Consider the following 24,200-nt stretch of genomic DNA (forward strand, 5'->3'; position numbering starts at 1 on the left):
CCGACCGAAGCGTATACCTATAGTATATATCATTAGAAATTGCACTCTGAGAACGAGTAAAAGTTCGATATATGCTTTTGCAAAGTTCTCAAAGCGGCAATTTCAATGTCGTTTACTATAATTACCCCTCTGTCTTTCTCCATAGCTTGCACCGTCCCTGCTTTCCGCACTCGGTGATTATCCCCATAACAGAAAGCACACGTATGCATTTCCCCGCAGTATCATTATTCACCCGACAAAGCTTGGCAAACTCTGCCGCCGTGAATCCATCGGACAAATTCTCTGGCAGAAGCTTCGCCATATCCTCTTTTCTCCTTATCACGACTTCCGCAGTCATCTCCAAAGGTATCTTATCTATCTTGTCCGCACGGCGTTTTTTCCCTTTCGCACGGATACGTGTTTCCTCGACCGTCAGCACAGGGAACCTTATCGTAAGGTTATCATTTCCCAGATATTTCCGTATGCCGTAAAGTTCCGCAATGCCGTGCCATATCTTCACCCGCTTCGGCGAAAGTCTCCTTGATACAAGCTCGCCGCTGTCAGGGTCGATATCCAGAAGATATTTCCTGTCCTCTATCGGGTAGACCACCGTCACCCTGCACAGCGGAAGAAGTGCTTCCAGTTTCCGCTCCAGCCGATAAAGCGCCCTTGTCTGTATCTCGATGACTCCGTCTTCCGATACAGCGTCTGCCACAAATCCGCCCAGAGGTATCTCCTTGTTCTCCTCACCGCCGCCGTAATACTCTTTCAGCACCGCGTGGACTGTCTTTTCCGCCAGTGTACCGATACCCTTGCTCTGCGGGCTTTCAAGAAGCTTTTTACGCGCATTTTCAAATCTCAGCTTGTCCATATCATTTACCGTTTATCAGCCTGCGGTAGGCTCCCGGGGCTGTACCTGTCCGCTCCTTGAAGCGGTGCATGAAGCATACCTCGTTCTCATACCCGCATAGATTTGCTATCTCACGCACTGTCAGAGCAGTAGATGAAAGATAGTACTGGGCAGTCCGTATCCTCGCCGAAAGCAGGTCCTCATAACAGCTCACCCCGAACCTGCTGCGGTAAAGCTGCTGAAAATGTGACGGGCTCACCCTGACCCTCTCAGCCAACTGCGCCACCGAGGTGAACTGACCGGGGTTCGCATATATATCCGCCCGCAGACCGTCCAGTATCTCCGCATGAGGGTTCAGCTGTGCATCGCTGACACCGTCCGATTCCTCGGATATCTTCATAAGCAGAAGCTTTATCAGCATAGATGAATATTCGTCCTTGTTCGGCGATTTGGAAAGCTGTTCGCGGCTGAGCATACGCAGTATATCCTCAGCATCACTGACACGTCTCGGCGTAAGCAGTCTGTCGAATATCAGGCGCTCATCAGCATCGCCATCTTCCATGCCGAAATGCAGGAAATGGTTCACATAACTGCCGCATATCGCCCGATAGTACTGGGGGGTACCTTCGCTGTATATTATCGCTGTGTCGGGTGATACGGTGGTATCCCTGCCGTCGGTGGTAAGCAGAGCGTCTGTTTTGAATATGATAAGTAAGCAATCCCCCGAGCCCTTGGGACGTTCGATGGAAAAATCTGCCGTGTGATGCATATCCAATCCCATATTATGTAGCCTGAACAATATCGCCGCCCCCTTTCTCTGATAATACAAATCATAGGATAAGTAAGTACAAAAATATTATACGTCATTGTATTTGGTTTGTCAATATGTTATATTGTAATTACTGTGAAACGCGGCGCGGACGTTCGCGCATATTACTTAATACTGATTACGGGAGGTATACCGAAATGAAAAATTTTAAGATGCTTGTTAACGCCAATGACAAGACAGGCCACATCAACCGTGAGATATACGGACATTTCTCCGAACATCTCGGAAGATGTATATACGGCGGTATCTATGTGGGCGAGGATTCATCAATACCCAATATACACGGTATCAGAAAAGACGTTATCGAAGCTTTCAAACAGATAAAGATGCCTGTTCTCCGCTGGCCCGGCGGATGCTTTGCCGACGAGTACCACTGGAAAGACGGCATAGGCGAAAAGTCCTCCCGTAAAAAGATGGTAAATACCAACTGGGGCGGCGTTGTTGAGGATAACAGCTTCGGCACCCACGAATTTATGGAACTCTGCGAACTGGTAGGCTGCGAACCCTATATTGCAGGCAACGTAGGCAGCGGCACCGTTCAGGAAATGGCTGAATGGATAGAGTATATGACTTTTGACGGTATTTCTCCCATGTCCGAACTGAGAAAGAAGAACGGCAGAGAGAAGCCCTGGAAACTGAAATATTTCGGCATAGGCAACGAGAACTGGGGCTGCGGCGGAAATATGCGCCCCGAGTACTACCTCGACCAGTACAGACAGTACCAGAGCTACTGCAAGAATTACAGCGGCAACGAGCTCTTCAAGGTAGCCTGCGGTCCCGGAGGCGGCGGAGAGGATTGGTATAACTGGACTCAGGTGCTGATGAAGAACCTCAACACCGACCAGGTAAAGGGTATCTCTTTCCACGCATACAACGTTCCCGACTGGATAGACAAGGGTTCTTCCACCGAATTCGATTCCAATGATTACTATACCATACTCAACCTGGCTAACTACGTTGACGTTATGCTGACACGTCATACCGAGGTAATGAACCGCTATGACCCCGATAACAAGATAGGTCTTATCATGGACGAGTGGGGCAACTGGTTCAATGTTGAGCCCGGCACAAACCCCGGATTCCTTTATCAGCAGAACACCATGCGTGACGCAATCGTTGCAGCTATGCAGCTGAATATCTTCAACCGCCACTGCAAGCGCGTTATCATGGCTAATATCGCTCAGGTAGTCAACGTTCTTCAGGCTATTATCCTCACCGAGGGCGAGAAGATGATCAAGACACCTACCTTCCACGTTTTCGATATGTTCAAGGCTCATCAGGATGCTGAGTGCGTATACTGCCATACCGATAACGAGAACTGCTGTGAGGGCAAGAACGTTCCCATGATATCTTCTTCCGCTTCCGTAAAGGACGGCGTTATGACTATAACACTCGCAAACTGCTCCATCGACGAAGATGCCGAGCTCAGCTGCGATATCTGTAATTTCGATGCAAAGAAGGCAGCAGCAAACATCCTCACCGAGGACGTTCATGCCTGCAATACCTTTGACGATCCCGAGAAAGTTGTTATCAAGCCCTACGATGTCAAGCTTGAAAACAGCAAGCTGACCGTAAAGCTTCCCGCTTGCTCGGTAGTCGAGATCACTCTTAATTAACTGACTACACTCCAAATAAACACATTCCAACCAAACAAAGGCGCTTCCGCATATGCGGAAGCGCCTTTGTTCTGCAATCCAGCGGTAACTGTCAGGGAAGAGATATTTAAATGATCGCTTATAAACAAAAGAACCAAACTTCTCGCATCGGCTCTTTTTTGTGTTATCGTTATCTCAGCACTTCATAAATCCGCAGCAGCCAAGTTCGGAAAATTCACGCATCCCCATCGACTTGTAGAATGCAACGGTCTTTTCGGTGTTGTCTGTTACAAGTTCTATCTGTCTTACGTGCGGATATCTTTCAAGAATGGCTCTCAGAAGCGCTGTGCCCGTACCCTGCCGCTGTTTGTCGGGAAAAACAAGTATATCCTGAATGAATACTATCGTTGCCCCATCACCTACAGCCCTTATTATGCCAAGCAGTTCATCATTTTCATAAGCCGCCAGCACAAGCAGAGAATTATCGTACCCCTCTCGCAGTGCCTCGGGGTCGGCTGTATATGCCGTCCAGCCCACAGCTGAATAAAGCCTGAGTATCTCGTCACTGTTGTAGTTTGTGTACTCTCTTATCTCCATATCGGGTCTCCTTTACTGTCCATCGCCTTGCACTTCGGAATTTTTCAGCGTTGTCAGAAGCTTTCCCGCACTCTTTGCAGGGTTTGGCAGCTTAGGCAGTTCCTTGTCCGCCAGACCCTCTTCAAGCCCCGATATGAAAGCTTTCTTGCCGTAAGATGCAAGCTGTGAAAGCGCCTTTTTCGCAGCGCTTCGCTGTTCGGGAGGAAGCCTTTTCAGTGCTTTTAGTATCGCCGTCAAAGATTTCCTCTTGTTGCTGCCCAGCTCGTTGAAAGTCTCACCCTCAGCCGCCTCAAGCACCGAGAATACAGCATCCACAAAAGTGTGTCTGTCACTCTCGTCCAGTGAGGATATCCAGCCCGTCATCGTCTTGTTGACGAATACACCCAGCTTTGAAAGCTCCTCAGCATAATCAAACCCGCAGCGCGTTACCTGCCACGAGTAGGCGATATGCTGTGCCAATCCGCTGGCACTGCTCTTAACTATCCTGTTTTGTGTCCGTCCCGAAAGCAGTTGTCCCACCAGTGATGACTGAGGTATCACGCTTATGACCCTTGATGTCACAGCCAGATATTCCTTAGATGCCGCAACTTCCTCATTGAAGCCCGGGCTGTCAAATGCGAATATCGCCCGCACTCTTTTCCTGATGCTCTTGTCGCAGAACGCCGTCGCGTATATCGCCAGATTTCCGCCCTTAGAATGTCCCCCGAGAACAAGTACCTCCTTGCCCTCCGAAAAATTCTCGCTCAGGTACTTCACCGCCATGCTTTGCGAAGCCGTTTCGTGCATAAAGCTGAAATTCAGGTCTTCTTTCCACCCCGCCAGAGTGCTGTCCGTGCCGCGGAAAGCCACAAAGGTAAAGTTGTCGAAAATGCAGGTCAGCGCCGCAAACTGTAAGTCCCGCGAAGGATCGACATCATTCACGTAACCGCATAAGCGCATACCATCAAATCTGCGTGATTCCGCCAGCTTGTTCACCAGCTCGATATCCTGCTCGTAGCTGATTATCCTAAGCTCGTGCGGAACTTTTTTGCCATCGAAGCAGTCCCTCAGTTCAGCTACTGTGACTGTTTTGTCCATACCCTCGGGAACTATCCCCTCAGCAGGAAAATAACTCAGTTCAGCAAGTATCAGCGCGTCCACCGCATTGAACGGCGATACCGAAAATGGCAGATCGCCCCGCCAATCCAGATAATCAAGAATGTTAGCCATACCCATCTCCTCCGCTGATATTATAACATATATTTATAAAAATGTAAAGATATTATGTACAGCAAAAATCGCGTAAAACGGTAAGAAAGATAGCTTTTGATCAGGGTTTTCGCGAAAAGATCCTAGGCAGGACAAGTTCGGTGCAGTCAATATTAGCCAATTTCGCGGCAAAAAACTGCGCACTAAACATATTATGCCGCTAATCAAAGCGGGCGGTCATCAAAAAAAGCCATAGCACATCCGACCACGCGCCGGAAATACTATGGCTTATTCCTTTTATATAAGTCAGCACAGCAATCAGTAATGCAGCACCCTCTGTATATTGCTGTGTACCTGACGCCTGTCGCTGAGATTCAGACTGCGTATCATTCGCCTTACGGGAAGTATCTGCGGAGGCGCAACGGAAAGTGAATCCAGCTGCATATCCAATAGTATCTCCGTCAGCGAAAGGTCAGCACCCATCTCGCCGCAAAGACATACCTTTATGCCCTTGCTGTGAGCGTTGTCAACAACAAGCTTTATCATTCTCAGCACCGCCAGATGATTCGGCGGAACAACATTTTCGTAGTTGGGGTTCTGCCTGTCTATCGCCAAAGTGTACTGTTCAAGATCATTGGTGCCTATGCTGAAAAAGTCTACCTCACGCGCCAGAAGATCGCTTATCATCACTGCCGCGGGAGTCTCTATCATTACACCAAGCTCAACATCGTTGCCGAAAGGTATGTGCTTGCTCAGAAGCTCGTCCTTTACCTTGTGCATGATGTCCTTTACGCGGAAGACCTCGTCTACATCTATTATCATGGGTATGAGTATCGAAAGCTTGCCGTAAGCCGAAGCCCTCAGCAGCGCCCTAAGCTGTGTCTTGAATATGTCCTGTCTGCGAAGACAAAGCCTTACCGCCCTCATTCCAAGAGCAGGATTCTCTTCCTTGTCAAGACAGAAATAGTCAGCCGTCTTGTCCGCACCGATATCCAGCGTGCGTATAACAACACGCTTGCCTTTCATGTCCTCAACAACTCTGCGGTAATTGTAGAACAGCTCCTCCTCATCGGGAAAACTATCCCTCTGCAGATACAGGAACTCCGACCTCAGCAGACCTATGCCACCCGCATCGTTCTCAATGGCAGATTCCAGATCCCCAAGACCGCCGATGTTGGCATATACCTCTATCTCTCTGCCGTCGCGGGTGACGTTCTTCCTGCCCTTCAGCCTCTGAAGAAGCTCGCTCTTTCGCTCTTCCTCTTCCTCGCGCCTTGCCAGCTTCATCTGGGTCTCGTTGTCGGGCTCGATGTAGATAACTCCGTCATAGCCGTCAACTATCGCGAACCGTCCGTCGAAATCTTCAAGCTTCACATCGCCCAGACCTATCAGCGCAGGTATGTTCATAGTCCTTGCCAGTATGGCAGTATGTGAATTTATCGAACCGCCCATGGTGCAGAAAGCCGCAACTTTCGTCTTGTCAAGGGTCGCCGTCTCACTGGGCAGAAGATCTTCCGCACATATTATGGATATGTCGTCCAGCACGAATTCCTTAGCTGACAGATTCTGTAATTGCCTTATTATCCTCTCCGAAGCATCATAAACATCGGCGCTTCTCTCGCGGATATACTCCGAATCGCCCTGACGCATAAGATCAGCCAGTATCTGGGAAGTCTTAGCCACCGCATATTCGGCGTTCAGCCTTTCATCGAATATCAGACCTCGCACACCACGCTCGTACTGGCTGTCGCTGAGTATAAGCTCGTGTATATAGAAAATCGCCGCATCGGTCTCACCGATCTCCTCGGCAGTCTTTGCACGCAGGATACGCAGTTCTTCAACAGCGCCCTCCTTGGCGTTCATATATCTGTCCCATTCTTTTTCGGGATCGTTTATTTTTATCTTGGTAACGCTGACTTGGTCACGCTGATAAAAGCTGATGATGCCTCTCGCGATACCACGGTATACAGATCTACCTCGCAGTGTGACCATGCAGTTCACCTCCGTTCAATGTGTTAAACAGGTCATAACTCTACATCTTAATTATAACACATTCACTCATGGTTAAAAAGGCTGATTTGATTTGTTTACATTTGCGACACACTTTTTGTCATTTTAAAATATTATCAAACTATAATTTTGTTTGTTTTAAACAATTTTATATGGGATATTTTTCCATATCCAACAGCAAAAGAGGTAGATTCGCCCCTGATAGATATGCTCTCACTCTAAATTACACTAAATTAACACCCCGTGACTGCTCCCGTTTTCCCGATGATCTTCCATATTATCCACCCCGCCCCTTTTGTACACCCTGCACATGAAGCCAACTCTGATATTGTGCAAACAAATGTTTTTTCTTTTTACTCGGACATATTTCTGCAAGAGTTGTACAAAAACGTACAACTTTTCCGCTGTTTTTACTGATAGTGAAAGAGGTTTTTCGCACAGCTCCCCCGCAAAAAGCAAACGGAACATCTATATATGGTTTAGGTACGCACGATGGCAGGCTGCGCCCGTCTGTGACTACGGCACATAGGGCACGTGTCATACTGTACCGACCGGCAGTATCTGATGTCAGACTTTTTGGTGTGCGGATAACATAACTTTTATTTTCCCTATCTCTTTACTTTTGGGGAGATATGTGCTATAATAATAAAGTATGTACGGTGAGCTTGTATGTTTGGCTCATCAAAAGCTGAAACAGAAAGGAAAACATATGCTCAAGATAATCGGTGTGCGCTTCAAAAGCGTTGGCAAAATATATTATTTCGACCCGGGCGATACCGAACTGAAAAACGGTGATAAGGTCATTGTTGAAACTTCCCGCGGTGTTGAATGCGGCGAGGTCGTTATGACCGACAGAGAGATAGATGAAACAAGCTTCAAGAACCCAATAAAGCCAATAATCAAAAAGGCTGACGAACGCGATCTCAAAACGATAGAACGCAATAAGCAGAGAGAGCAGGAAGCCTTTGAGATATGCAAACAGAAGATCGAAGCCCATAAACTGAATATGGATCTCATTGATGTTGAATGTACTTTCAGCAACAATAAAATGCTTTTCTATTTTACCGCTGAAAACAGAGTTGACTTCAGAGAGCTGGTAAAAGATCTGGCAAGCGTTTTCAGAACAAGGATAGAGCTCAGACAGATAGGCGTGCGTGACGAAGCTAAAATGCTCGGCGGTCTGGGCATCTGCGGACAGCCATTCTGCTGTTCAAGATTCTTAGGTGATTTCCAGCCCGTTTCCATTAAAATGGCAAAAGAGCAGGGACTCAGCCTTAACCCCACCAAGATCAGCGGCTGCTGCGGCAGACTTATGTGCTGCCTTAAATACGAGCAGGACAGCTACGAAGATCTGCTGAAACATACCCCCAAGGTGGGCGCGATAGTCAAGACCACCGACGGCAAGGGCGTTGTTCAGGAAGTCAATCTGCTGACAGGCAAGCTGAGAGTAAAGATAGACCGCTCCGATAACGTCATCACCGTCAAGAAGGAAGACGTTGAAGTCCTCAAGGACGGCAATATCAAGATCGATAAGAACGAGCTCAAGGCTCTTAAAGGACTGGAGGGTAAGTAAATGCCGTCATCACCCGTGCATCTGCTGCTGGCATACAGAATGGCAGACAGTCTTAATGTAAAAAATAAGGCAGATTTCCTGGTGGGCGCCATCGCCCCCGACTGCGTGAACTACGGTCAGGAGCAGGCAAGCGAGGAAGTCAGATATACGGCTCATATCCGCGATAAGGATTACGATGTATGGAAAGCAAAGCTTAAAGCTTTCGCCGCGGATAACGCCGAAAAGTTCGCTGAAAATAAAGACTTCCTCCGCGGATACCTTTTCCACTGCTGGTCTGATATAGCCTGGGACGAAGCTGTTCAGCCCAAGATATTCGAGTTTCTCGGCACACTGGGCTACGGCTATGACGATATGACAAAGCAGAAATGGCAGGAGCTTTACCGCTTCAACAGCCTTGCAGTAAAAAGCGGGGAATATGCTGAGTGCACAAAGCTTGTGAAGCAGGGCACACCTGTGGATATAGCAGGCTGTTCCGCAGAACTTATCACAAAGTACGCGGCATATGTAGCCGATGACTACCGCGATAAGATATTCGATGAAAAACCCCTCTTCCTCAGCGATGCCCATATAGCCGCAACAGTTCAGCAGATGAACGAGGCAGGCTACAGCGACGAACTCAGAAAGATCTGAAAGAAAAACAACAGTAACAAAAGATACTGAGTAGAACTCAGAAAAAATTAGAAAACGGAGATGTTTGAAATGTTGATGTCATTAACGGAGACCACAACCGCAACACAGAACGTGTTCACACCCTTCCCTTTTGCCATGCATCTGGGATTCTGCATCGCAGCTACCATAGTATATGGTATATACCTTATTAAGCAGAAGACTATACAGCATCTGCTGCTGCTGCTTGCCTGCGACCTAACTTTTATCACCCAGATAAATACTTCCAAGCCTGCCCTGACTTTCCTGTTCATCGCAGAGGTAGTACTGCTGCTGGGCGCTGCTGTTTTCTCAATAAAGTACAGCAGAGATCAGAAAGCTGCCGAAAAGGAAAAGAAAAAAGCCCCCAAGCAGAACGGCGACGCTGTTGATAACGCTTTTGAGGACTGATATATGAAAATAGTTATCCTTGACAGCGAAACAGTTTCCCGCGGCGGAGATGTGAGCCTTGATGGCATAACCTCCCTTGGCGAAAGCGAGGTCTACGGCTTCACCCCCAACGATGAAGTAGCTGATAAGATAGGCGATGCCGATGCAGTGATATGCAATAAGTGCCTTATCACCGAAGAGGTATTCAGCAAATGCCCCAACCTTAAATATGTGGGACTTTTCGCCACGGGCTACAATAACGTTGACCTCAAAGCCGCCGATAAGCACGGCGCTTCCGTGTGCAACGTGCCCGCATATTCTACGGATTCGGTGGCACAGCATACCTTCGCGCTGATACTCAATCACTTCAATAAAATAAGAGCCTATGCCGATACCGTGGATAACGGCGACTGGGTGAACTACAAGCTGTTCACCTACTTCTATATACCTACCTACGAGCTGAAAGGCATGAGGATAGGCATTATCGGCTACGGCAGCATAGGCAGGCGCGTGGCTGAGATAGCAAGAGTTTTCGGCATGGAAGTTGTGACCTATACACGCTCTCCCGAAAAAGTGGGCGAGGGCGCAAAGGCTGTCAGCCTTGATGAACTGCTCAGAACAAGCGATGTAGTTACTATGCACTGTCCGCTGAACGAGCAGACCAAGGAAATGATAAACAAAGAAGCTCTTGAAAAAATGAAGCCCACCGCGTATTTTGTCAATACAGCAAGAGGCGGAGTCGTCAACGAGCATGACCTTGCAGATGCGCTTAATAACGAAGTCATCGCAGGCGCAGGAATAGATGCCCTGACCTTTGAACCTATGCGCGAGGATTGTCCTTTGAGAAACGCAAAGAACGCGACAATAACTCCCCATATCGCATGGGCACCCAAACAGACAAGGATACGTCTGCTTGAAGTAGTATCCGCAAACCTGAAAGCATGGATAAACGGCGAACCACAGAATGTGGTAAATGGTAAATAAAATTATCACCCCGAAGCGATAGAGAACCGCTTCGGGGTGTTTTAATTCAGCTTATCAGCCAATTAAGTATCTCAAAATCAGGGTTGGTATCACCGTTGATAAATTCTACTGTGACAGTATGCTCCGCTGTTTCATCTGAAGAGAATATCTCATCAGACTTTGGATAACTGCCCCAGCCCCCGGAAAAATCTCCGTCAACGATGACTGCCGCATTGTCGTCAACCTTTACAGCGATCGAACCAAAAGTACCGTTGACATTTTTATTATAGAGTATACCCAGATTCTTACACTTTATCTTGAAAACAGCCGAACCGCCTGTCTTTGAGCCCCAGCCGCCGTTGAAGCTGCCGAACTGCGCTTTTTCAGTGAAAGTTCCCTCATCGACCACTTCTACCAGCTCGGGGGTATCGGCTGAACCAAGAGTAGCCCCTGCGAATCTGTCACCTGTGGGGGATACTACTGCCGCAGGGTCAAAGGTAGTAACTTCCTTGCTTTCGTTTTCAAGGTCGCCCTTCACCTGATCAAAGAGGTTCAGCACGCACTGTGCCATTACAGCGTGACCCGCATCGTTGGGGTGAACATTGTCGTTTGAAGTATCTTTCCACTGGAAATTGCCCGCATCTATCTCGGGAATTATTGCATCGTGATAAGATATCATTGGCAGATCATAGGTCTCAGCGACTTTCAGGTGAGAACCCTGCGGAGAACCGCCGCCCTCGGTGGAAGGCTCAATAAGAATGACCGCGGGCTGATTTTCAAGGGCAAGACAGTACCTTACAAGGCTGTCCATGGTCGCCTGATAAAGTTCGTTATCCTGATCGTTGATAAATTCTATAAAAATGATATCCGAATCTTGTGGGACATCGCGGTAAGCCCTGTGCACGGCGAGGTATGAATCCGTTGCGCCTATGCCCGCATTAGTACCCAGCACGTACAGGCTGAGGTTTTCCTCCCACCATGCGGTGATGAGGTTCGTGTACTGCTTTGCCGAGCCCGAAGCTCCCGACCCTGCGGTTATGGAATCGCCGAGATAGCAGATGTTTGTTACTGCCTTGGGGTCATCGACCGCACGCTGTATCTTTGCCGCAAGGCGTGAAGTATCCCCGCGGTTCAGCAGTGATCTTGCCAGCATATTCTCGGTAGCGCCCTGTGTGAAATCGTAAGCGCCATCGTTTACTGGGTACTCAGCCAGAAGTTTCTCCGAAGCTGATTTTTCGGCGGGTTCATCGGTCGAGGTATCTCCGCTTGCGGAAGTATCTGCCTTGGAGGTGTTTTCTGTCGTTTTGGAATCGACCTTAGAAGAACCCCCGCCACAGCCTGCAAAAGCCGCCCCGCAGACCATCAGCGAAAGAATGAGTGCAAGTTTCTTTTTCATATGATCTTTCCTTTCATATTTTATAGTAAACGACATATTGATTTCTACATTCATCGCTCGCAGACGCTGTGATTTTTGTGGCTGTGAGCGATGAATGTCCTGAAATATATGTCGTTTACGATAATATCCTTTCATGCCGTTTCCGGCTATCCCTCTGATACTTGTATTATAGCACACAATTTTGCAAAAGTAAAGATATTCCGAGATTAATTTTCTTATATTTTTCTTCCGTTCCCCTGCCCTGTTTTCCAAACAGACCCGCCTGCATCCCCCGCCGACAGCTGTAAGTTTCATCATTCAAGATATGCGAATATCATATAACCGCCTTGTGCATAGTGCTGAAAATATCAGTTTAATTTTGTCCTGTTGCATATAGCATAAATTTCCCAAAAATGTTATAATTAGGTAGTATGCAATAATTGTTATGCGACTATTTATAGTAAATGACATATAAAGACTTTCGGAGGAACACATGATGAATGGTCTTGTAAATATAAAAAGGATATTCTGCCGCACTTTGCCCGCGCTGATGTGCACGGCGGCGGTTTTTATGACATCGGGCTGTTATCTTCTGCCAGATGAGGAGGAAGCGGCTATACCCCCTGCGGTAAAAGCCAGCGAGGTCAGCTACACCACGGTCACGGCAAAGCGCAAGGATATCGAGAAAAAGATAGTCAGCACGGGTACCGTAACCGCGGAAAGACAGTACGACCTCAGCTATGAAAAGCAGAGCGGTGTCATACTTGAATTCAATGTCCGTGCAGGTGATAAAGTGAAAAAGGACGACCCCATCTGCGAGATAGATACCTCCGACCTTGACGACCAGATAGCCGAAAAGGAGCTATATCTGCAAAAAGCCAAGCTGAATGTGGATATGATCTGGGAAAACGGCGGAACTCAGGCGCAGATAGATTCGGCTTATGTTGATGTACAGCTGATAGAGCGTGAGCTTAACAAGCTCCGCACGAAAAAAGAGGGCGCTGTACTGCGCTCCCCCATTGACGGCGTGGTATCTCAGCTTGCCGATGTACGAGAGGGAGACACTGTAAGTTCGGGGCAGACAGTTGCCACTGTTATCGACACAACTGCGCTGTATATCGCAGTAAAGCCCGAGGATATGACCAAATTCGATATCGACACAAAGGTGCAGATACGCATAAATGAGAATTACTACGACGGCGTTGTTTTCATGAACCCCTCTGCCCTTGCGGAATATCAGGAAGAAGTAAAAGCCAGCCACGATAAAGAGGACAAGACAGGCATCAGCTACGAATCGGATTATATCTACGTCCGCTTTGATGGAGATATCCCACCTGATGCGCTGGGTCAGCTGGCAGATGTCATACTCGTGCTGGATAAGGCGGAGAATGCCATTGTCATATCCAACAACCTCATCAAAAAGGTGGACGGCGAAAAGGTGGTATACGTGCTGAAAAACGGCGAAAAGGTGGCTGTACCCGTGGAGGTAGGTCTGTCAACAGGCTCTCAGTCCGAGATAATCTCAGGCATTGAAGAGGGCGATGAACTGGTGCTTAAATAAAAAGCGAGGAGCAATAACCTGATGTTTACACTTCTGCTTCGCAAGATGCGAAATACGAAATGGATGGTCTTCTGTCTGCTGATAGGCTTTATTATAGCCTCTGCCATGATGAGTACCATACCTATATATATGAACGCTTCTCTTCAGCGTATGCTGATAAAGGATATGGAAGCTTTTCAGGAAGAGTATATGATATATCCCGGGTCTTACAACACCTCCCGCGTTTTTAAAAGCGGCATGAAGACCGATGCGCAGTTACAGACGCTGGAAGAATATACCTCCCTGACAGACAAGCAGTTTGCCGAACTTGACCTGCCCTGCGCGGGCAGCAAAAAGGTGATACAGGACTCATACCTTTACTGCAAGTCATTCTCACTGGAGAACAGTGGAGAACCTGCAAGACTGACCCTTGGGGGTATGTCGGATATATGCGAACATTCCACCGCTGTTTCGGGAAGAATGATGGAAAAAGGCAGGCGCTCAGACGGCGTGTTCGAGTGCATGGCTACGGAAAAATCCCTGAAGACCAACGGTCTCGCCCTTGATACCGTTTATGAGATAGCGAATGTCATGGACGACCTGGGTTCTGTGAAGATAGAGATAGTTGGGCTTATCGATGTAGCGGACGAGAACGACCCGTTCTGGGCTGAGGGCATAGACGAAGCTTATACTGCCGCAGTTTTCACCGACTACGATACCATGCTTAACGAGATGATACCAACAGGTGCCATAAATATCGCCAAGGTCAACTACAACTATTTCATCGACTATACCAAGCTTGACATCGCGGGATTAAAGACCATCAACAGCAAATACAACGCCCAGAAAGAGACTTTCAAGAAAAACAGCATCGGCTTCGCGATACCCGCAAAGGATATCCTAACCGATTACGCTAAGCGTTCAAATCAGCTGACACTGCTTTTGTGGCTGCTGCAGATACCTGTGATACTCATGATAATCTTCTACCTGTTCATGGTATCAAAGCTGAATATCGAGCAGGAAAAGAACGAGATAGCGGTGTTCAAAAGCCGAGGTGCCAGCAACCGTCAGGTGCTGGGGATATACGCTCTGGAATCAATGGTGCTGGGCATTATCACCGCCATTGCAGGACCTTTCGCGGGTCTGGGGCTTTGCAGGATACTTGGCGCTTCTAACGGTTTCCTTGAATTTGTTAACCGCCGCGCCATGCCTGTGAAACTAACTCCCGAAGCATTTCTGTATGCGGCGGCGGCAGTGCTGGTCTTCTTCTTGACTACCCTTGTGCCCATAATCCCCGCAACAAGGACTACCATCGTTGAACACAAGCAGTCAAAAGCCAAGGCGAAAAAGCTGGCACTCTGGGAGAAAGTCGGGCTTGATGTGATACTTGCAGGCGGTTCATTTGCATGGCTGTATTACTACAAACGCACTCAGGCGAAACTGCTTGAACTGGGTGTAACGGACACAACAGCTACTATCAACCCCCTGATGTTTGTGACTTCCACAGCTTTTATACTGGGTCTTGGGCTTTTCCTCATAAGGGTATATCCCCTGTTCATCAGGCTGATAGGCAGGGCGGGCAAAAGATTCTGGTCGCCTGCCCAGTATGTTTCGCTGAACAATATAGGCAGGTCGGCAACAGGAAGAGAAAGGTTCCTCATGCTGTTCCTTGTGCTGACGGTATCTCTTGGCGTGTTCTTTGCCAACACGGCGCGAGCCCTGAACCGCAATGCGGAAGAAACAGTTGAATACGCAAACGGCGCGGATATCGTGCTTACCGAGGAATGGTATTCCAGCAAGACCGAAGCCGCACGTAAAAATGCAGGACGATCTGCGAACATGGGCGGCAGCAGTTCGGGAAAAACTACGGGATCCGAAGATGACGACGATACCGCCACTGTTGTGACTTATAACGAACCTCTCTTTGAAAGGTTTGAAAAACTCACAGGCGTGAAAACTGCCGCCAAGGTATTCAGGCGGGACGGCGTTACCATCAAAAGCAGCAAGATGAACGTAGTAAAGCGCAAAGCTGAAAAATCCACGGAGAAAAAGCGCGAGGAACTTCTCGACCAGGATATGAATACAAAGTCCTCGAACATCGACAGGAATGTCCGCCTGATGACAGTCCAGCCTGCTAAGTTCGCCGAGGTGGTAAACTTCCAGCAGAGACTTCTGCCGACGCATATAAACAACTACCTTGAAGCCCTTGCGGAGTACGCCCCGGGTGTGATACTCTCATCCTCTTTCAAGGATTACGGCCTTGAACTTGGTGATACGGTGGAATGCGAGTGGGGTGCTAATGAACCCTTTGATGTGACGGTGCTGGCCTTTGTGGACTACTGGCCAAGCCTTGACCCCTATGCCGAAGCAAAAGACGGCAGTTACATGGACTTCGCTGTTATGAATTTCGACTACGTCAACGTTCAGACCAATATGGAGCCCTATCAGGTATGGATAGACCTTGATGACGATGCATCGGTGCAGGAGTTCTATGATTCCGTAGAAGAAGCCCATATCCGTACCACTGGCATGACTTCCACCAAGCAGGATATCATAGCAAAAAAGAACGACCCCATGCTGCAGGGCATGAACGGCGCGCTGACATTGGGATTCATCACCATTATGATAATGTGCATAATCGGATTCCTCATATACTGGATACTTTCAATAAAAAGCAGAACTTTGCAGTTCGGCATACTGCGGGCTATGGGTATGAAGTACCGCGAGATAATATCCATGATAGTGTATGAGCAGATACTTGTTTCGGGGGTAGCCATACTTGCGGCGATATTCATAGGCGGTATCACAAGCGAACTCTTTGTACCGCTTTTCCAGAGTGTACTCGATGTAAGCAGCCGTGTGCCCGAATTTGCGGTGATACCACAGCGCGGAGATTATATTAAGCTTTATACAGTAATAGCAGTTATGCTGCTGGTAGGCTTCCTTGTCCTCGGCAGACTTATAGGCAGGATAAATATTTCCAAAGCGCTGAAGCTGGGAGAAGACTAAAAGCAACCTCACGGAAACTGCCAAGGAAGAGAGCTTTTCGCGAAAAGGTCCTCGGGCGGACACGTTCGACGCAGTCACCGCTACAAAAATCCGAGCGTGGACAATCAAACGTCCACGCTCTTTCTATGTCCGTAAAAATATTGCCGCGCCCGCTGTCAAACAGCGAAGCCACAGCCGACGCAGTCGCTGTTATCCGACAGCTCGACCCGAGGAACGAGGGGCGAAGACTCGCAAACTAGCGCCTAAACCAGATATCTGACTACCCCATCAAACCCCGATTTCTTATAAAAAATACAATGCCCCGAAGCACACTAAAATGCTTCGGGGCAAAACTATCATCAGGGAGAATATATTCCAATGCCGTCTATCAGCCGTTAACAGTATTTACAGCACCCATGAAAACAGGTGTACCGCTCTCGGTGTCGATTATCGCATAAACAAAAGGTCTGTTCAGATATACTTCCTTGGGATCCTCTATCTCAATACAAGCCTCATCGACCATTTCAACTACCGTTGCAGCAGCAGCCTTTGTGCCGTTGCGGTCAAGCTCAATATGGGTCTTGTGGATAACTTTGTCTATGTAAAGCGAACCTGTGCCTGTCTCAGCCATTTCAGAGAAATCAGCACCATCACCGAAAGGCATGGTCATACCCATGGCTTTCAGGTCATCGCTGAGTTCCTTGCCGTAATCATAGGTGAATTCGGGTATGCAAGCATTTACTTTTCCGCTGGAAGTCTGCCACAGATTCTTCAGCTTTTCGCCGTCAAGACCTGCCACATAATCAGCCATGTCAGTACCCTCAGCAGGCAGCATAGCCATGAAAGCGTAATCATATCCCTTGTAATATTTCAGGAAGCCCGTTGTGTCCTCATCCTCGAAATAACCGCCTTCCTCGGAGTACAGCATAGTCACCTTTTCTTCCTCGCCCTTGCTGTTGGTGAAAGTCTGATCATCATTCACCTGATGTTCTGCATAAGGCGAAGCCCATTCGCCCTCAAATGCCATCGCATTTATAAGGTATGCCACCGCATCATATGGTATCTCGTCGAGAATGTTTGGTATCATCCCGTTTGTGTTATTGTTTACCCAGCCGTTTATATCATTGCACGTAGTATCATCAAAGGGCGCAAGGAAGCTGTCAGCGTTGTATACCGACTTTACCTTGTCGCAGAAAGACTGCTTCATCTTGATACGGTCTGCATCATCACGAACCCATACGGAATTCGCCACATTGAAGCTTATGTCTTCACTGTTCATGAACTTTGTCATGCGGTACTGCATAGCCTTGTTCACAACGTCGATACCCTGACCTCCAAGAGCTTTTTCCATCTCCGAAAGGGTCTCACCCTTTGCGCCGTTGGCAGTCATTCCAAGAGCCATCATAACGCTCTCAGGTGATATCATAACATTGTTGCCCGCCTTGATGTCCTCTGCGCAGGCTGTCTTGAAGAATTCAGCCGCGTAATTGCGGTAGGAAGCATTGAAATCGTCGTCGGGCATTTCATCGCTGTTTTCAAGAGTTACCGAAGACAAAGGCTTTACTGTCAGCGATATTTCAGACTCGGCAGGCTTATCGCCGTTATCGGGCTCTGCCACTGAAGATGCTGTATCAGGCTCGGTCTTTTTCGATGCCGGGGATTCTCTATCCTCTGTTACGTTTCCGCAGGCGGTCAGCGCCATCATCAGTCCTGCAAGTGCAGTACATATAGTTCTCTTTAAGTATGTGTTTTTCATTTTTGTTTCCTCCTGTTTTTTTCGGCGCTTTGTTGTCGCCTTTCTTTTGTCTTACACTTTATATACGTACAGCCGCCCCGATATTTTTGGTGTGATAATGTACAAACTTCCCAACACTATTTTGTACAACTATACAAAAAGCGCGGCGATCGTTCCCGATGCCGCGCGATATATCATTATTCTGCTTTGCAGTATTCAGCTCTGCCACTGGAAAAAATATCTCCGCCGTAGCAGTCGTCTGCCACGATAAGAGGAAAATCCTCAACATAGAGCTTTTTAACGGACTCACAGCCAAGATCCTCAAAAGCGATAACTTCACAGGACTTTATGCAGTTGCAAGCCAGCGCACCTGCACCGCCTACTGCACACAGGTATACAGCCTTGTTCCTGACAACGGCATCTCTTACCTCCTGCGATCTTTCGCCCTTACCGATCATTCCGCCCAGACCCAGATCAAGGAGTCTCGGTGCAAACCTGTCCATTCTTCCCGAAGTAGTAGGTCCGCATGAACCTATGGGTCTGCCCTCGGGTGCGGGTGTAGGGCCTGCGTAGTATATCACAGCGCCCTCAAGGGGTATCGGCAGCTCCTTGCCCTCATCGAGCAATGCCGCGAACCTTTTATGTGCCGCATCTCTGGCTGTATAGACAGTGCCTGTGACCAGTATCTTATCACCGCAACGGAGCTCTCCGCTTCTGGCTTTAAGCTCCTCGGTGCGAAATTTTCTAAGATCAGCCATTATTTTCTTCTTCGTCGGAAACTATATCCAGACCGTCATCGATAAGATCTCTGGCGGTATTAACAGCACCTATGCTGCTGCCGTACAGATCGTTGAGGGAAGTAACCAGCTTCTGAACTGTGTCGCTGAGGTTTGTGAACTGCTCCTTAACAGCTGTTCTGATCTCAACAGTATCGTTCTTGATAGCTGCAGCCTTCTCCTTAGCCTCGCTGACAACTCTTTCAGCCTCAGCCTCTGCTTCCTTCTTAACTCTGGAAGCCTCGGAGTAAGCAGCACCTGTAACCTGATCTGCCTCTTTCTTAGCCTCAGCCTTGGTAGCCTCTGCGCTTGCCTTAGCTGCGCTGAGGGTCTGCTCAGCCTCTGCATTAGCCTTGGTAACAGTAGCCTCAGCCTGTGCGTTAGCGTCATCGATAGCCTGGTTAGCCTGAGCTTCAGCCTCATCAGTGATCTGCTTAGCGTCTGCTCTTGCTTTCTCGATAGCCATATTTGCGGTCTGCTGAGCCTGTACGAAGATCTGACCCATATCGAATGCCTGCTGAGAACCGCTGTTAGCAGCCTGGCTAGCCTTCTGCTCTGCCTCTGCTACCTTGTCCTTCAGTGTCTCGATCTCGGCGTTCTTCTCCTCGAGCTCTGCGTCCTTATCAGCGATCTGCTGCTCATAGTCGGCAATTCTGACTTTCATGGTATCAGTAGATGCCATCAGCTCAGCTATCTTCTGCTTAGCTTCCTCTACCTTAGCTTCGAGTTCCTTCTTGGCCTCGTCGTCACCCTTAGAGTCGCTGCCGCCCTGAGCAAGCTGGTCTATCTGCTCTTCCTGATCCTTGACCTTAGTCTCCAGCTGATAGATCTTAGAAGTCAGCTCATCAACATACTGCAGAACGTCCTGCTTATCGAAGCCGCCGACTCTTACTGTTCTCAAATAACCATTACTAGCCATTTTAATTCCCTCCTGAATATATATGTTTGCTAAAAGATAATAATCAATAATCTTAATACCACTTTATTATACTATAAATAAAAGATTATTTCAACCACTTATTTTGACGATTTGAGCATAAACATGAAAATTCAGTAATCTACACAATATTCACAGTCGTTTTTGTGCATATTTCCGTCCGATTTATGCCGACATTTATAGAAATCAAGCAATTTTCACCCGCCGCCGAGCGCATGAAAACCGGTTCAGTTTATTGTAGTTTTTGCTGAACTTAATTCAGAACATCTGAACAAATTCAGTCAAGCAAAGACGAGCCGACTGACTCGTCTTTGAGTATGGATCACTTATTCTTGAAAACGTTGAAGATATCGTCGTAGATATCAGTCTTGTCTGCAGCCTTAACGCCTGCTCTGTACATAGCCTCAGCGTCAGCCTTCTTATCCTCCTCAGTTCTCTGGAAAGAGAATGTCTGAGCGGTAGGAGCGGGAGATACCTGCTGTACAGCCTGAACAGCCTGTACCTGAGACTGCTGAAGAGCAGCAGCTTCCTGATAGCTGGCAGCGGAAGGGATACCGTCAACAAAGTCAGCAGCGATAACAGTAACGTCCATGCAGTCCTTGGTCTCGGGATTTGTACCGTTACCGAAGATGATCTCTGCGCCGTCATCAGCTGCATCTGCGATAGCTGCGGTCAGCTCGTCCATATCGCTGATAAGCAGATCTTCGGACATATTAACATTAACGATCAGTCTTCTAGCGCCTCTGATAGAAGTCTCAAGTATCTTGGAAGCGATAACCTGATCAACGATATCCTGTACCTTATCCTTGCCCTCGCCGTGGCCGATAGCGATGTGAGCTCTGCCCGCACCCTTCAGGATGGTTGTAACATCGGCGAAGTCAACGTTTATCTCATCATGTCTTGTGATTATCTCAGCAATAGCGATAACGTCTGTCTTCAGCACTTCATCGGCGATCTGGTAGGACTGCTTCATGGTCAGTCTCATATCGCTGGTGATGAGGTTCTGGTTGGGTATAACGATCAGAGCATCAACGTGCTTAACCAGCTGCTCGATACCGCTTTCAGCTCTCTGCATCTTCTTTACGCCCTCGAACTTGAAAGGCTTGGTAACAACAGCTATAGTCAGCTTTTCAAGGCTCTGAGCTATCTCAGCAACTACGGGAGCTGCACCTGTACCGGTACCGCCGCCCATACCTGCGGTGATAAATACCATATCAGCGTCCTTGATAGCCTCAGCTATCTCGTCCTGGCTCTCCTGTGCGGAAGCCTCACCGATCTCGGGCTTTGCACCTGCACCCAGACCGTGAGTCAGCTTAGCGCCGATCTGTATCTGTCTGTCTGCCTGTGATTTTTTAAGTGCCTGTATATCGGTATTTACAGCTATGTACTCAACATTGCCCTGGATACCTGCCGCTGCAATGCCATTAAGTGCGTTTCCGCCGCCGCCGCCGACGCCGATGACTTTAATGCTTGCGCCAACAAGGGGCTCTTCTACAAATTCGTAACTCATAGTAAACATCCTCCCAAAATATTTTCACATATCCTTACGGGTCATTATTAACCTTATATTTCTTCTGTCTTTATATGATACGACCCGAAGAACATAATTAGATACATTAATACTATATCACAAATTTCCCGAATTGTAAAGGATTTTGACAATTTAATGCCATTATATTGGTTAATTTTTTATTAATTGATTACATCACCAACCATACCCTCCGCCATCGTAGGTATAGTCATAACCGCCGCCGTTATCGTAGTACTGTCCGTTATCCCAGTTATTGTCAGCCCAGCCTCCGTTGTCGTAATACTGTCCGTTGTCCCAGGTATTATCCGTCCAGCCGCCGTTATCATATCCGCCGTCGTAACCGTTGTCCGTCTGACCGCCGTTGTCCAAGCCGTTATTTTCAGCCTGACTGCTGTCGTCACCGGTGTCGTTCACACTACCGTCTTCGGGATTTGTTTCCTCAGAAGAACTGCTGTCCGCATCGGTTTTTTCGGGGTCTTTCGCGAATGTGGGCTTGCCGAGGTACTTATCCTTTGGTATAGCCGAAACGCCGTTCTCAGAACCGTTATAGATGAGGGTGCCCTCGTAGTTATCAGCCAGCTTGCCCATCACAGCCTTGAAATAGCTGAGCTTGTAGCCGATATCTGCCGAGCTTCCCAGCTTGATATCCAGCCTGTTGTCAATATTCAGCATGATATTCGCGCGGGAAGATATATCAATAGTCTTCACGTTTTCATAACCCTGCTCGATAAGTTCCGCAATAAGGTCGTTGATTATCTTGTCGCTGTAATTATCTTCCGACCTAAGCTCTGCACCCGCAGCACGGTAAGCAAATATCTCTTCATCAGTGAGCTCATTGCCCTTGTCGATAAGATCCTGTGCGGTATAGAACTTGAAACCCGTAATTATCGGTATACCACCTGTAGGTGTAGGATTGTTCGCTTCAAGTATCCTGCCGGAAGTACTCAGCACATAGTATCCGCCCTCAAACTCGATATCCGCCGCTTTTACAGCTTCCTTGCAGTCAATGACCACAGTTGAAGGGTAGGACTTCGACACCTTCACCTCGTCTATGTAGACCAGATTATCCATCAGGCGCTTTTCAGCCCTTGCGGTATCCGTTCTGACAAGATTCATATCTTCGTAAATACCGCCAACGTTTATGATCTGATCATCGGAATAAAGGCTAACGCCCCTCACCTCAACACTGCTGACGTTAAAAAATATCGTCATGCAGAGAATAAGTACCACCACTGCCGCTGCGACTGCCGCCAGCGCATAAAGCATACGCAGGTCAAGCTTGCGCCCGACCCTTCTCGGCGTCATCGCAGGCACAGGTTCATTTTCAAAATCAACACTCATTTTATTTCTTTCCTCTGTCTGATAATTACGGCATATCGCGTTTATGCCGTTCCCAAAATTTTACACATTTTTTCGTCAGAACTCTCTGCGTACATCAGCGCCCACCGACCCGAGTACGCTCTCGATAAGTTCGTAGCCCCTGTCGATATAGCACACACCCTCCACCGAGGAAGTACCCTCGGCACCCAGTGCGGCAACTGTCAGCGCCGCGCCGCCGCGAAGGTCATGCGCCCTTACATTTGCGCCGCAGAGCTTTTTTACGCCCTGTATCACAGCTGTTCTGCCCGATACTTTTATATCAGCCCCCATGCGCACCAATTCGTCCACATGGCGAAATCTGCTTTCAAATATATTTTCTACTATCATACTGCTGCCCCGCGCCGTAGTCAGCGCCGCCATCACCAAAGCCTGTGCGTCTGTCGGAAAACCGGGATAAGGCATCGTCCGTATCATCCGCACGGCTTTCAGCGGTTTTACACAGCTTATGAATATCCTGTCGTTTGTACAGTAAACCGCGGCGCCCATTTCTTCAAACACCGCCGTCACCGCCTGAACGTCATCGCACTTTATACCGATAATTCCGAGCTCACCGCCTGTCGATGCCGCTGCAGCCATATAAGTAGCCGCCGCTATCCTGTCGGGCATTACTTCGTATTCACAGCCATGCAGCTTCTTCACGCCGCATATCCTCAGCGTACTGCACCCTGCGCCCCTGATGTCAGCGCCGCAGCGGTTCAGAAAACTCGCAAGGTCTGCTATCTCAGGCTCACGCGCCGCGTTTCGGATGACAGTATCACCCTCGGCACACGCCGCCGCCAGCATGATATTCTCGGTAGCCCCCACTGATGGGAAAGGCAGGTCGATCACCGCGCCCCTTATCCCCTTGGGACAAGTGCAGCTTATCCTGCCATGCTCCTCGCATATCCTGACACCCAGCTGTTTGAGCGCAGCCAGATGCATATCTATCGGTCTGGGACCTAGTTCACAGCCACCGGGATAACTCAGTTCACATCTGCCGGTCTTACCCAGTACCGCCCCCAGAAAAACAATGGAACTGCGCATCTCACGCATAAGCTCCTCTGTTATCCTGTAACCATCGGCACCGACAGAGTCGGTCACCGCGGTATCTTTCCTGAAGCTGCATTTGCAGCCCAGTTCGTTAAGTATCCTGCAAGCGGCAAAAACGTCCGTCAGCTCGGGACATCGCCTAAGCACCGTCCTGCCATCCGCCAGCAGACACCCTGCAAGCAGCGGCAGTGCACTGTTTTTGGCACCCTGCACCCTTATCTCGCCGCACAGCCGTTTTCCGCCATTTATGATAAGTCTCTGCATAAAGCTACGCCCCTTTTATTGAAGTA

Annotated in this window: 19 protein-coding genes; 7 read left to right on the forward strand and 12 right to left on the reverse strand. The window is 48.4% G+C overall.

What is annotated here, in order from left to right; genetic code table 11:
- Positions 1–121 precede the first annotated feature (121 nt).
- On the reverse strand, positions 122–850 hold the full coding sequence (locus tag BMY75_RS04715) for a DUF8091 domain-containing protein (protein WP_074830494.1): 729 nt from the start codon (positions 848–850) through the stop codon (positions 122–124).
- 1 nt (position 851) lies between these two features.
- Positions 852–1,628 (reverse strand): helix-turn-helix transcriptional regulator, encoded by a 777-nt coding sequence (locus BMY75_RS04720; protein WP_242940165.1) that lies wholly within the window; start codon positions 1,626–1,628, stop codon positions 852–854.
- Between the two features lie 167 nt (positions 1,629–1,795).
- On the opposite strand from BMY75_RS04720, the gene BMY75_RS04725 reads away from it, so the two are divergent.
- On the forward strand, positions 1,796–3,274 hold the full coding sequence (locus tag BMY75_RS04725) for an alpha-N-arabinofuranosidase (protein ID WP_074830497.1): 1,479 nt from the start codon (positions 1,796–1,798) through the stop codon (positions 3,272–3,274).
- A 174-nt stretch (positions 3,275–3,448) separates the two neighbouring features.
- On the opposite strand, the gene BMY75_RS04730 is transcribed toward BMY75_RS04725, so the two are convergent.
- From BMY75_RS04730 to ptsP, 3 genes are all read right to left on the reverse strand, one after another.
- Positions 3,449–3,850: a GNAT family N-acetyltransferase gene (locus tag BMY75_RS04730; RefSeq protein WP_074830499.1), complete on the reverse strand. Its 402-nt coding sequence runs from the start codon at positions 3,848–3,850 to the stop codon at positions 3,449–3,451.
- Between the two features lie 12 nt (positions 3,851–3,862).
- A complete protein-coding gene (locus BMY75_RS04735) occupies positions 3,863–5,059 on the reverse strand; it encodes an Mbeg1-like protein (protein ID WP_074830502.1) in 1,197 nt (398 codons plus the stop codon).
- A 297-nt stretch (positions 5,060–5,356) separates the two neighbouring features.
- Positions 5,357–7,030 (reverse strand): phosphoenolpyruvate--protein phosphotransferase, encoded by a 1,674-nt coding sequence (gene ptsP, locus BMY75_RS04740; RefSeq protein WP_074830504.1) that lies wholly within the window; start codon positions 7,028–7,030, stop codon positions 5,357–5,359.
- A 727-nt stretch (positions 7,031–7,757) separates the two neighbouring features.
- On the opposite strand from ptsP, the gene BMY75_RS04745 reads away from it, so the two are divergent.
- The 4 genes from BMY75_RS04745 to BMY75_RS04760 all read left to right on the forward strand — a co-directional run bounded on the left by BMY75_RS04745 (position 7,758) and on the right by BMY75_RS04760 (position 10,640).
- Positions 7,758–8,621, forward strand: coding sequence for a PSP1 domain-containing protein (locus BMY75_RS04745; RefSeq protein WP_074831082.1), 864 nt, complete (start codon positions 7,758–7,760; stop codon positions 8,619–8,621).
- On the forward strand, positions 8,622–9,251 hold the full coding sequence (locus BMY75_RS04750; RefSeq protein WP_074830507.1) for a hypothetical protein: 630 nt from the start codon (positions 8,622–8,624) through the stop codon (positions 9,249–9,251).
- 69 nt (positions 9,252–9,320) lie between these two features.
- Positions 9,321–9,677, forward strand: a complete 357-nt coding sequence (locus BMY75_RS04755) for a hypothetical protein (protein ID WP_074830509.1) — start codon at positions 9,321–9,323, stop codon at positions 9,675–9,677.
- A 3-nt stretch (positions 9,678–9,680) separates the two neighbouring features.
- Positions 9,681–10,640: a D-2-hydroxyacid dehydrogenase gene (locus BMY75_RS04760; protein WP_074830512.1), complete on the forward strand. Its 960-nt coding sequence runs from the start codon at positions 9,681–9,683 to the stop codon at positions 10,638–10,640.
- A 46-nt stretch (positions 10,641–10,686) separates the two neighbouring features.
- Here the strand turns inward: BMY75_RS04760 and BMY75_RS04765 are convergent, their stop codons facing one another.
- Positions 10,687–12,015 (reverse strand): SGNH/GDSL hydrolase family protein, encoded by a 1,329-nt coding sequence (locus tag BMY75_RS04765; RefSeq protein ID WP_074830514.1) that lies wholly within the window; start codon positions 12,013–12,015, stop codon positions 10,687–10,689.
- A gap of 472 nt (positions 12,016–12,487) precedes the next feature.
- Between BMY75_RS04765 and BMY75_RS04770 the strand changes: the two genes are divergently transcribed.
- Together BMY75_RS04770 and BMY75_RS04775 are read left to right on the forward strand one after the other, a co-directional pair.
- Positions 12,488–13,555, forward strand: a complete 1,068-nt coding sequence (locus BMY75_RS04770) for an efflux RND transporter periplasmic adaptor subunit (RefSeq protein WP_074830517.1) — start codon at positions 12,488–12,490, stop codon at positions 13,553–13,555.
- A gap of 21 nt (positions 13,556–13,576) precedes the next feature.
- A complete protein-coding gene (locus BMY75_RS04775; RefSeq protein WP_074830520.1) occupies positions 13,577–16,543 on the forward strand; it encodes an ABC transporter permease in 2,967 nt (988 codons plus the stop codon).
- Between the two features lie 367 nt (positions 16,544–16,910).
- On the opposite strand, the gene BMY75_RS04780 is transcribed toward BMY75_RS04775, so the two are convergent.
- The 6 genes from BMY75_RS04780 to murA form a co-directional block, all read right to left on the reverse strand.
- Entirely contained in the window at positions 16,911–18,278 is a 1,368-nt protein-coding gene (locus tag BMY75_RS04780) for a serpin family protein (protein ID WP_074830523.1), read from the reverse strand.
- A 176-nt stretch (positions 18,279–18,454) separates the two neighbouring features.
- Complete coding sequence (locus tag BMY75_RS04785; RefSeq protein WP_074830526.1) at positions 18,455–19,015, reverse strand: FumA C-terminus/TtdB family hydratase beta subunit; 561 nt, start codon at positions 19,013–19,015, stop codon at positions 18,455–18,457.
- Complete coding sequence (locus BMY75_RS04790; RefSeq protein WP_074830529.1) at positions 19,008–19,952, reverse strand: coiled-coil domain-containing protein; 945 nt, start codon at positions 19,950–19,952, stop codon at positions 19,008–19,010. The genes BMY75_RS04785 and BMY75_RS04790 overlap by 8 nt, the downstream gene beginning before the upstream one ends.
- A gap of 340 nt (positions 19,953–20,292) precedes the next feature.
- Positions 20,293–21,480, reverse strand: a complete 1,188-nt coding sequence (ftsZ, locus tag BMY75_RS04795; RefSeq protein WP_074830532.1) for a cell division protein FtsZ — start codon at positions 21,478–21,480, stop codon at positions 20,293–20,295.
- 195 nt (positions 21,481–21,675) lie between these two features.
- Entirely contained in the window at positions 21,676–22,842 is a 1,167-nt protein-coding gene (locus tag BMY75_RS04800; RefSeq protein WP_074830535.1) for a cell division protein FtsQ/DivIB, read from the reverse strand.
- A gap of 75 nt (positions 22,843–22,917) precedes the next feature.
- Complete coding sequence (gene murA, locus BMY75_RS04805; RefSeq protein ID WP_074830538.1) at positions 22,918–24,174, reverse strand: UDP-N-acetylglucosamine 1-carboxyvinyltransferase; 1,257 nt, start codon at positions 24,172–24,174, stop codon at positions 22,918–22,920.
- Positions 24,175–24,200: the final 26 nt, after the last annotated feature.

It is taken from the genome of Hominimerdicola alba (assembly GCF_900109655.1).
Lineage (GTDB): Bacteria > Bacillota > Clostridia > Oscillospirales > Ruminococcaceae > Hominimerdicola > Hominimerdicola alba_B.

What these genes read in the sequence shown, in the direction of transcription:
- BMY75_RS04715 (WP_074830494.1), bottom strand. Translation starts at nt 850, where the DNA reads ATGGACAAGCTGAGATTTGAAAATGCGCGTAAAAAGCTTCTTGAAAGC.
- BMY75_RS04725 (WP_074830497.1), top strand. Translation starts at nt 1,796, where the DNA reads ATGAAAAATTTTAAGATGCTTGTTAACGCCAATGACAAGACAGGCCAC.
- BMY75_RS04730 (WP_074830499.1), bottom strand. Translation starts at nt 3,850, where the DNA reads ATGGAGATAAGAGAGTACACAAACTACAACAGTGACGAGATACTCAGG.
- BMY75_RS04735 (WP_074830502.1), bottom strand. Translation starts at nt 5,059, where the DNA reads ATGGCTAACATTCTTGATTATCTGGATTGGCGGGGCGATCTGCCATTT.
- ptsP (WP_074830504.1), bottom strand. Translation starts at nt 7,030, where the DNA reads ATGGTCACACTGCGAGGTAGATCTGTATACCGTGGTATCGCGAGAGGC.
- BMY75_RS04745 (WP_074831082.1), top strand. Translation starts at nt 7,758, where the DNA reads ATGCTCAAGATAATCGGTGTGCGCTTCAAAAGCGTTGGCAAAATATAT.
- BMY75_RS04750 (WP_074830507.1), top strand. Translation starts at nt 8,622, where the DNA reads ATGCCGTCATCACCCGTGCATCTGCTGCTGGCATACAGAATGGCAGAC.
- BMY75_RS04755 (WP_074830509.1), top strand. Translation starts at nt 9,321, where the DNA reads ATGTTGATGTCATTAACGGAGACCACAACCGCAACACAGAACGTGTTC.
- BMY75_RS04760 (WP_074830512.1), top strand. Translation starts at nt 9,681, where the DNA reads ATGAAAATAGTTATCCTTGACAGCGAAACAGTTTCCCGCGGCGGAGAT.
- BMY75_RS04765 (WP_074830514.1), bottom strand. Translation starts at nt 12,015, where the DNA reads ATGAAAAAGAAACTTGCACTCATTCTTTCGCTGATGGTCTGCGGGGCG.
- BMY75_RS04770 (WP_074830517.1), top strand. Translation starts at nt 12,488, where the DNA reads ATGATGAATGGTCTTGTAAATATAAAAAGGATATTCTGCCGCACTTTG.
- BMY75_RS04775 (WP_074830520.1), top strand. Translation starts at nt 13,577, where the DNA reads ATGTTTACACTTCTGCTTCGCAAGATGCGAAATACGAAATGGATGGTC.
- BMY75_RS04780 (WP_074830523.1), bottom strand. Translation starts at nt 18,278, where the DNA reads ATGAAAAACACATACTTAAAGAGAACTATATGTACTGCACTTGCAGGA.
- BMY75_RS04785 (WP_074830526.1), bottom strand. Translation starts at nt 19,015, where the DNA reads ATGGCTGATCTTAGAAAATTTCGCACCGAGGAGCTTAAAGCCAGAAGC.
- BMY75_RS04790 (WP_074830529.1), bottom strand. Translation starts at nt 19,952, where the DNA reads ATGGCTAGTAATGGTTATTTGAGAACAGTAAGAGTCGGCGGCTTCGAT.
- ftsZ (WP_074830532.1), bottom strand. Translation starts at nt 21,480, where the DNA reads ATGAGTTACGAATTTGTAGAAGAGCCCCTTGTTGGCGCAAGCATTAAA.
- BMY75_RS04800 (WP_074830535.1), bottom strand. Translation starts at nt 22,842, where the DNA reads ATGAGTGTTGATTTTGAAAATGAACCTGTGCCTGCGATGACGCCGAGA.
- murA (WP_074830538.1), bottom strand. Translation starts at nt 24,174, where the DNA reads ATGCAGAGACTTATCATAAATGGCGGAAAACGGCTGTGCGGCGAGATA.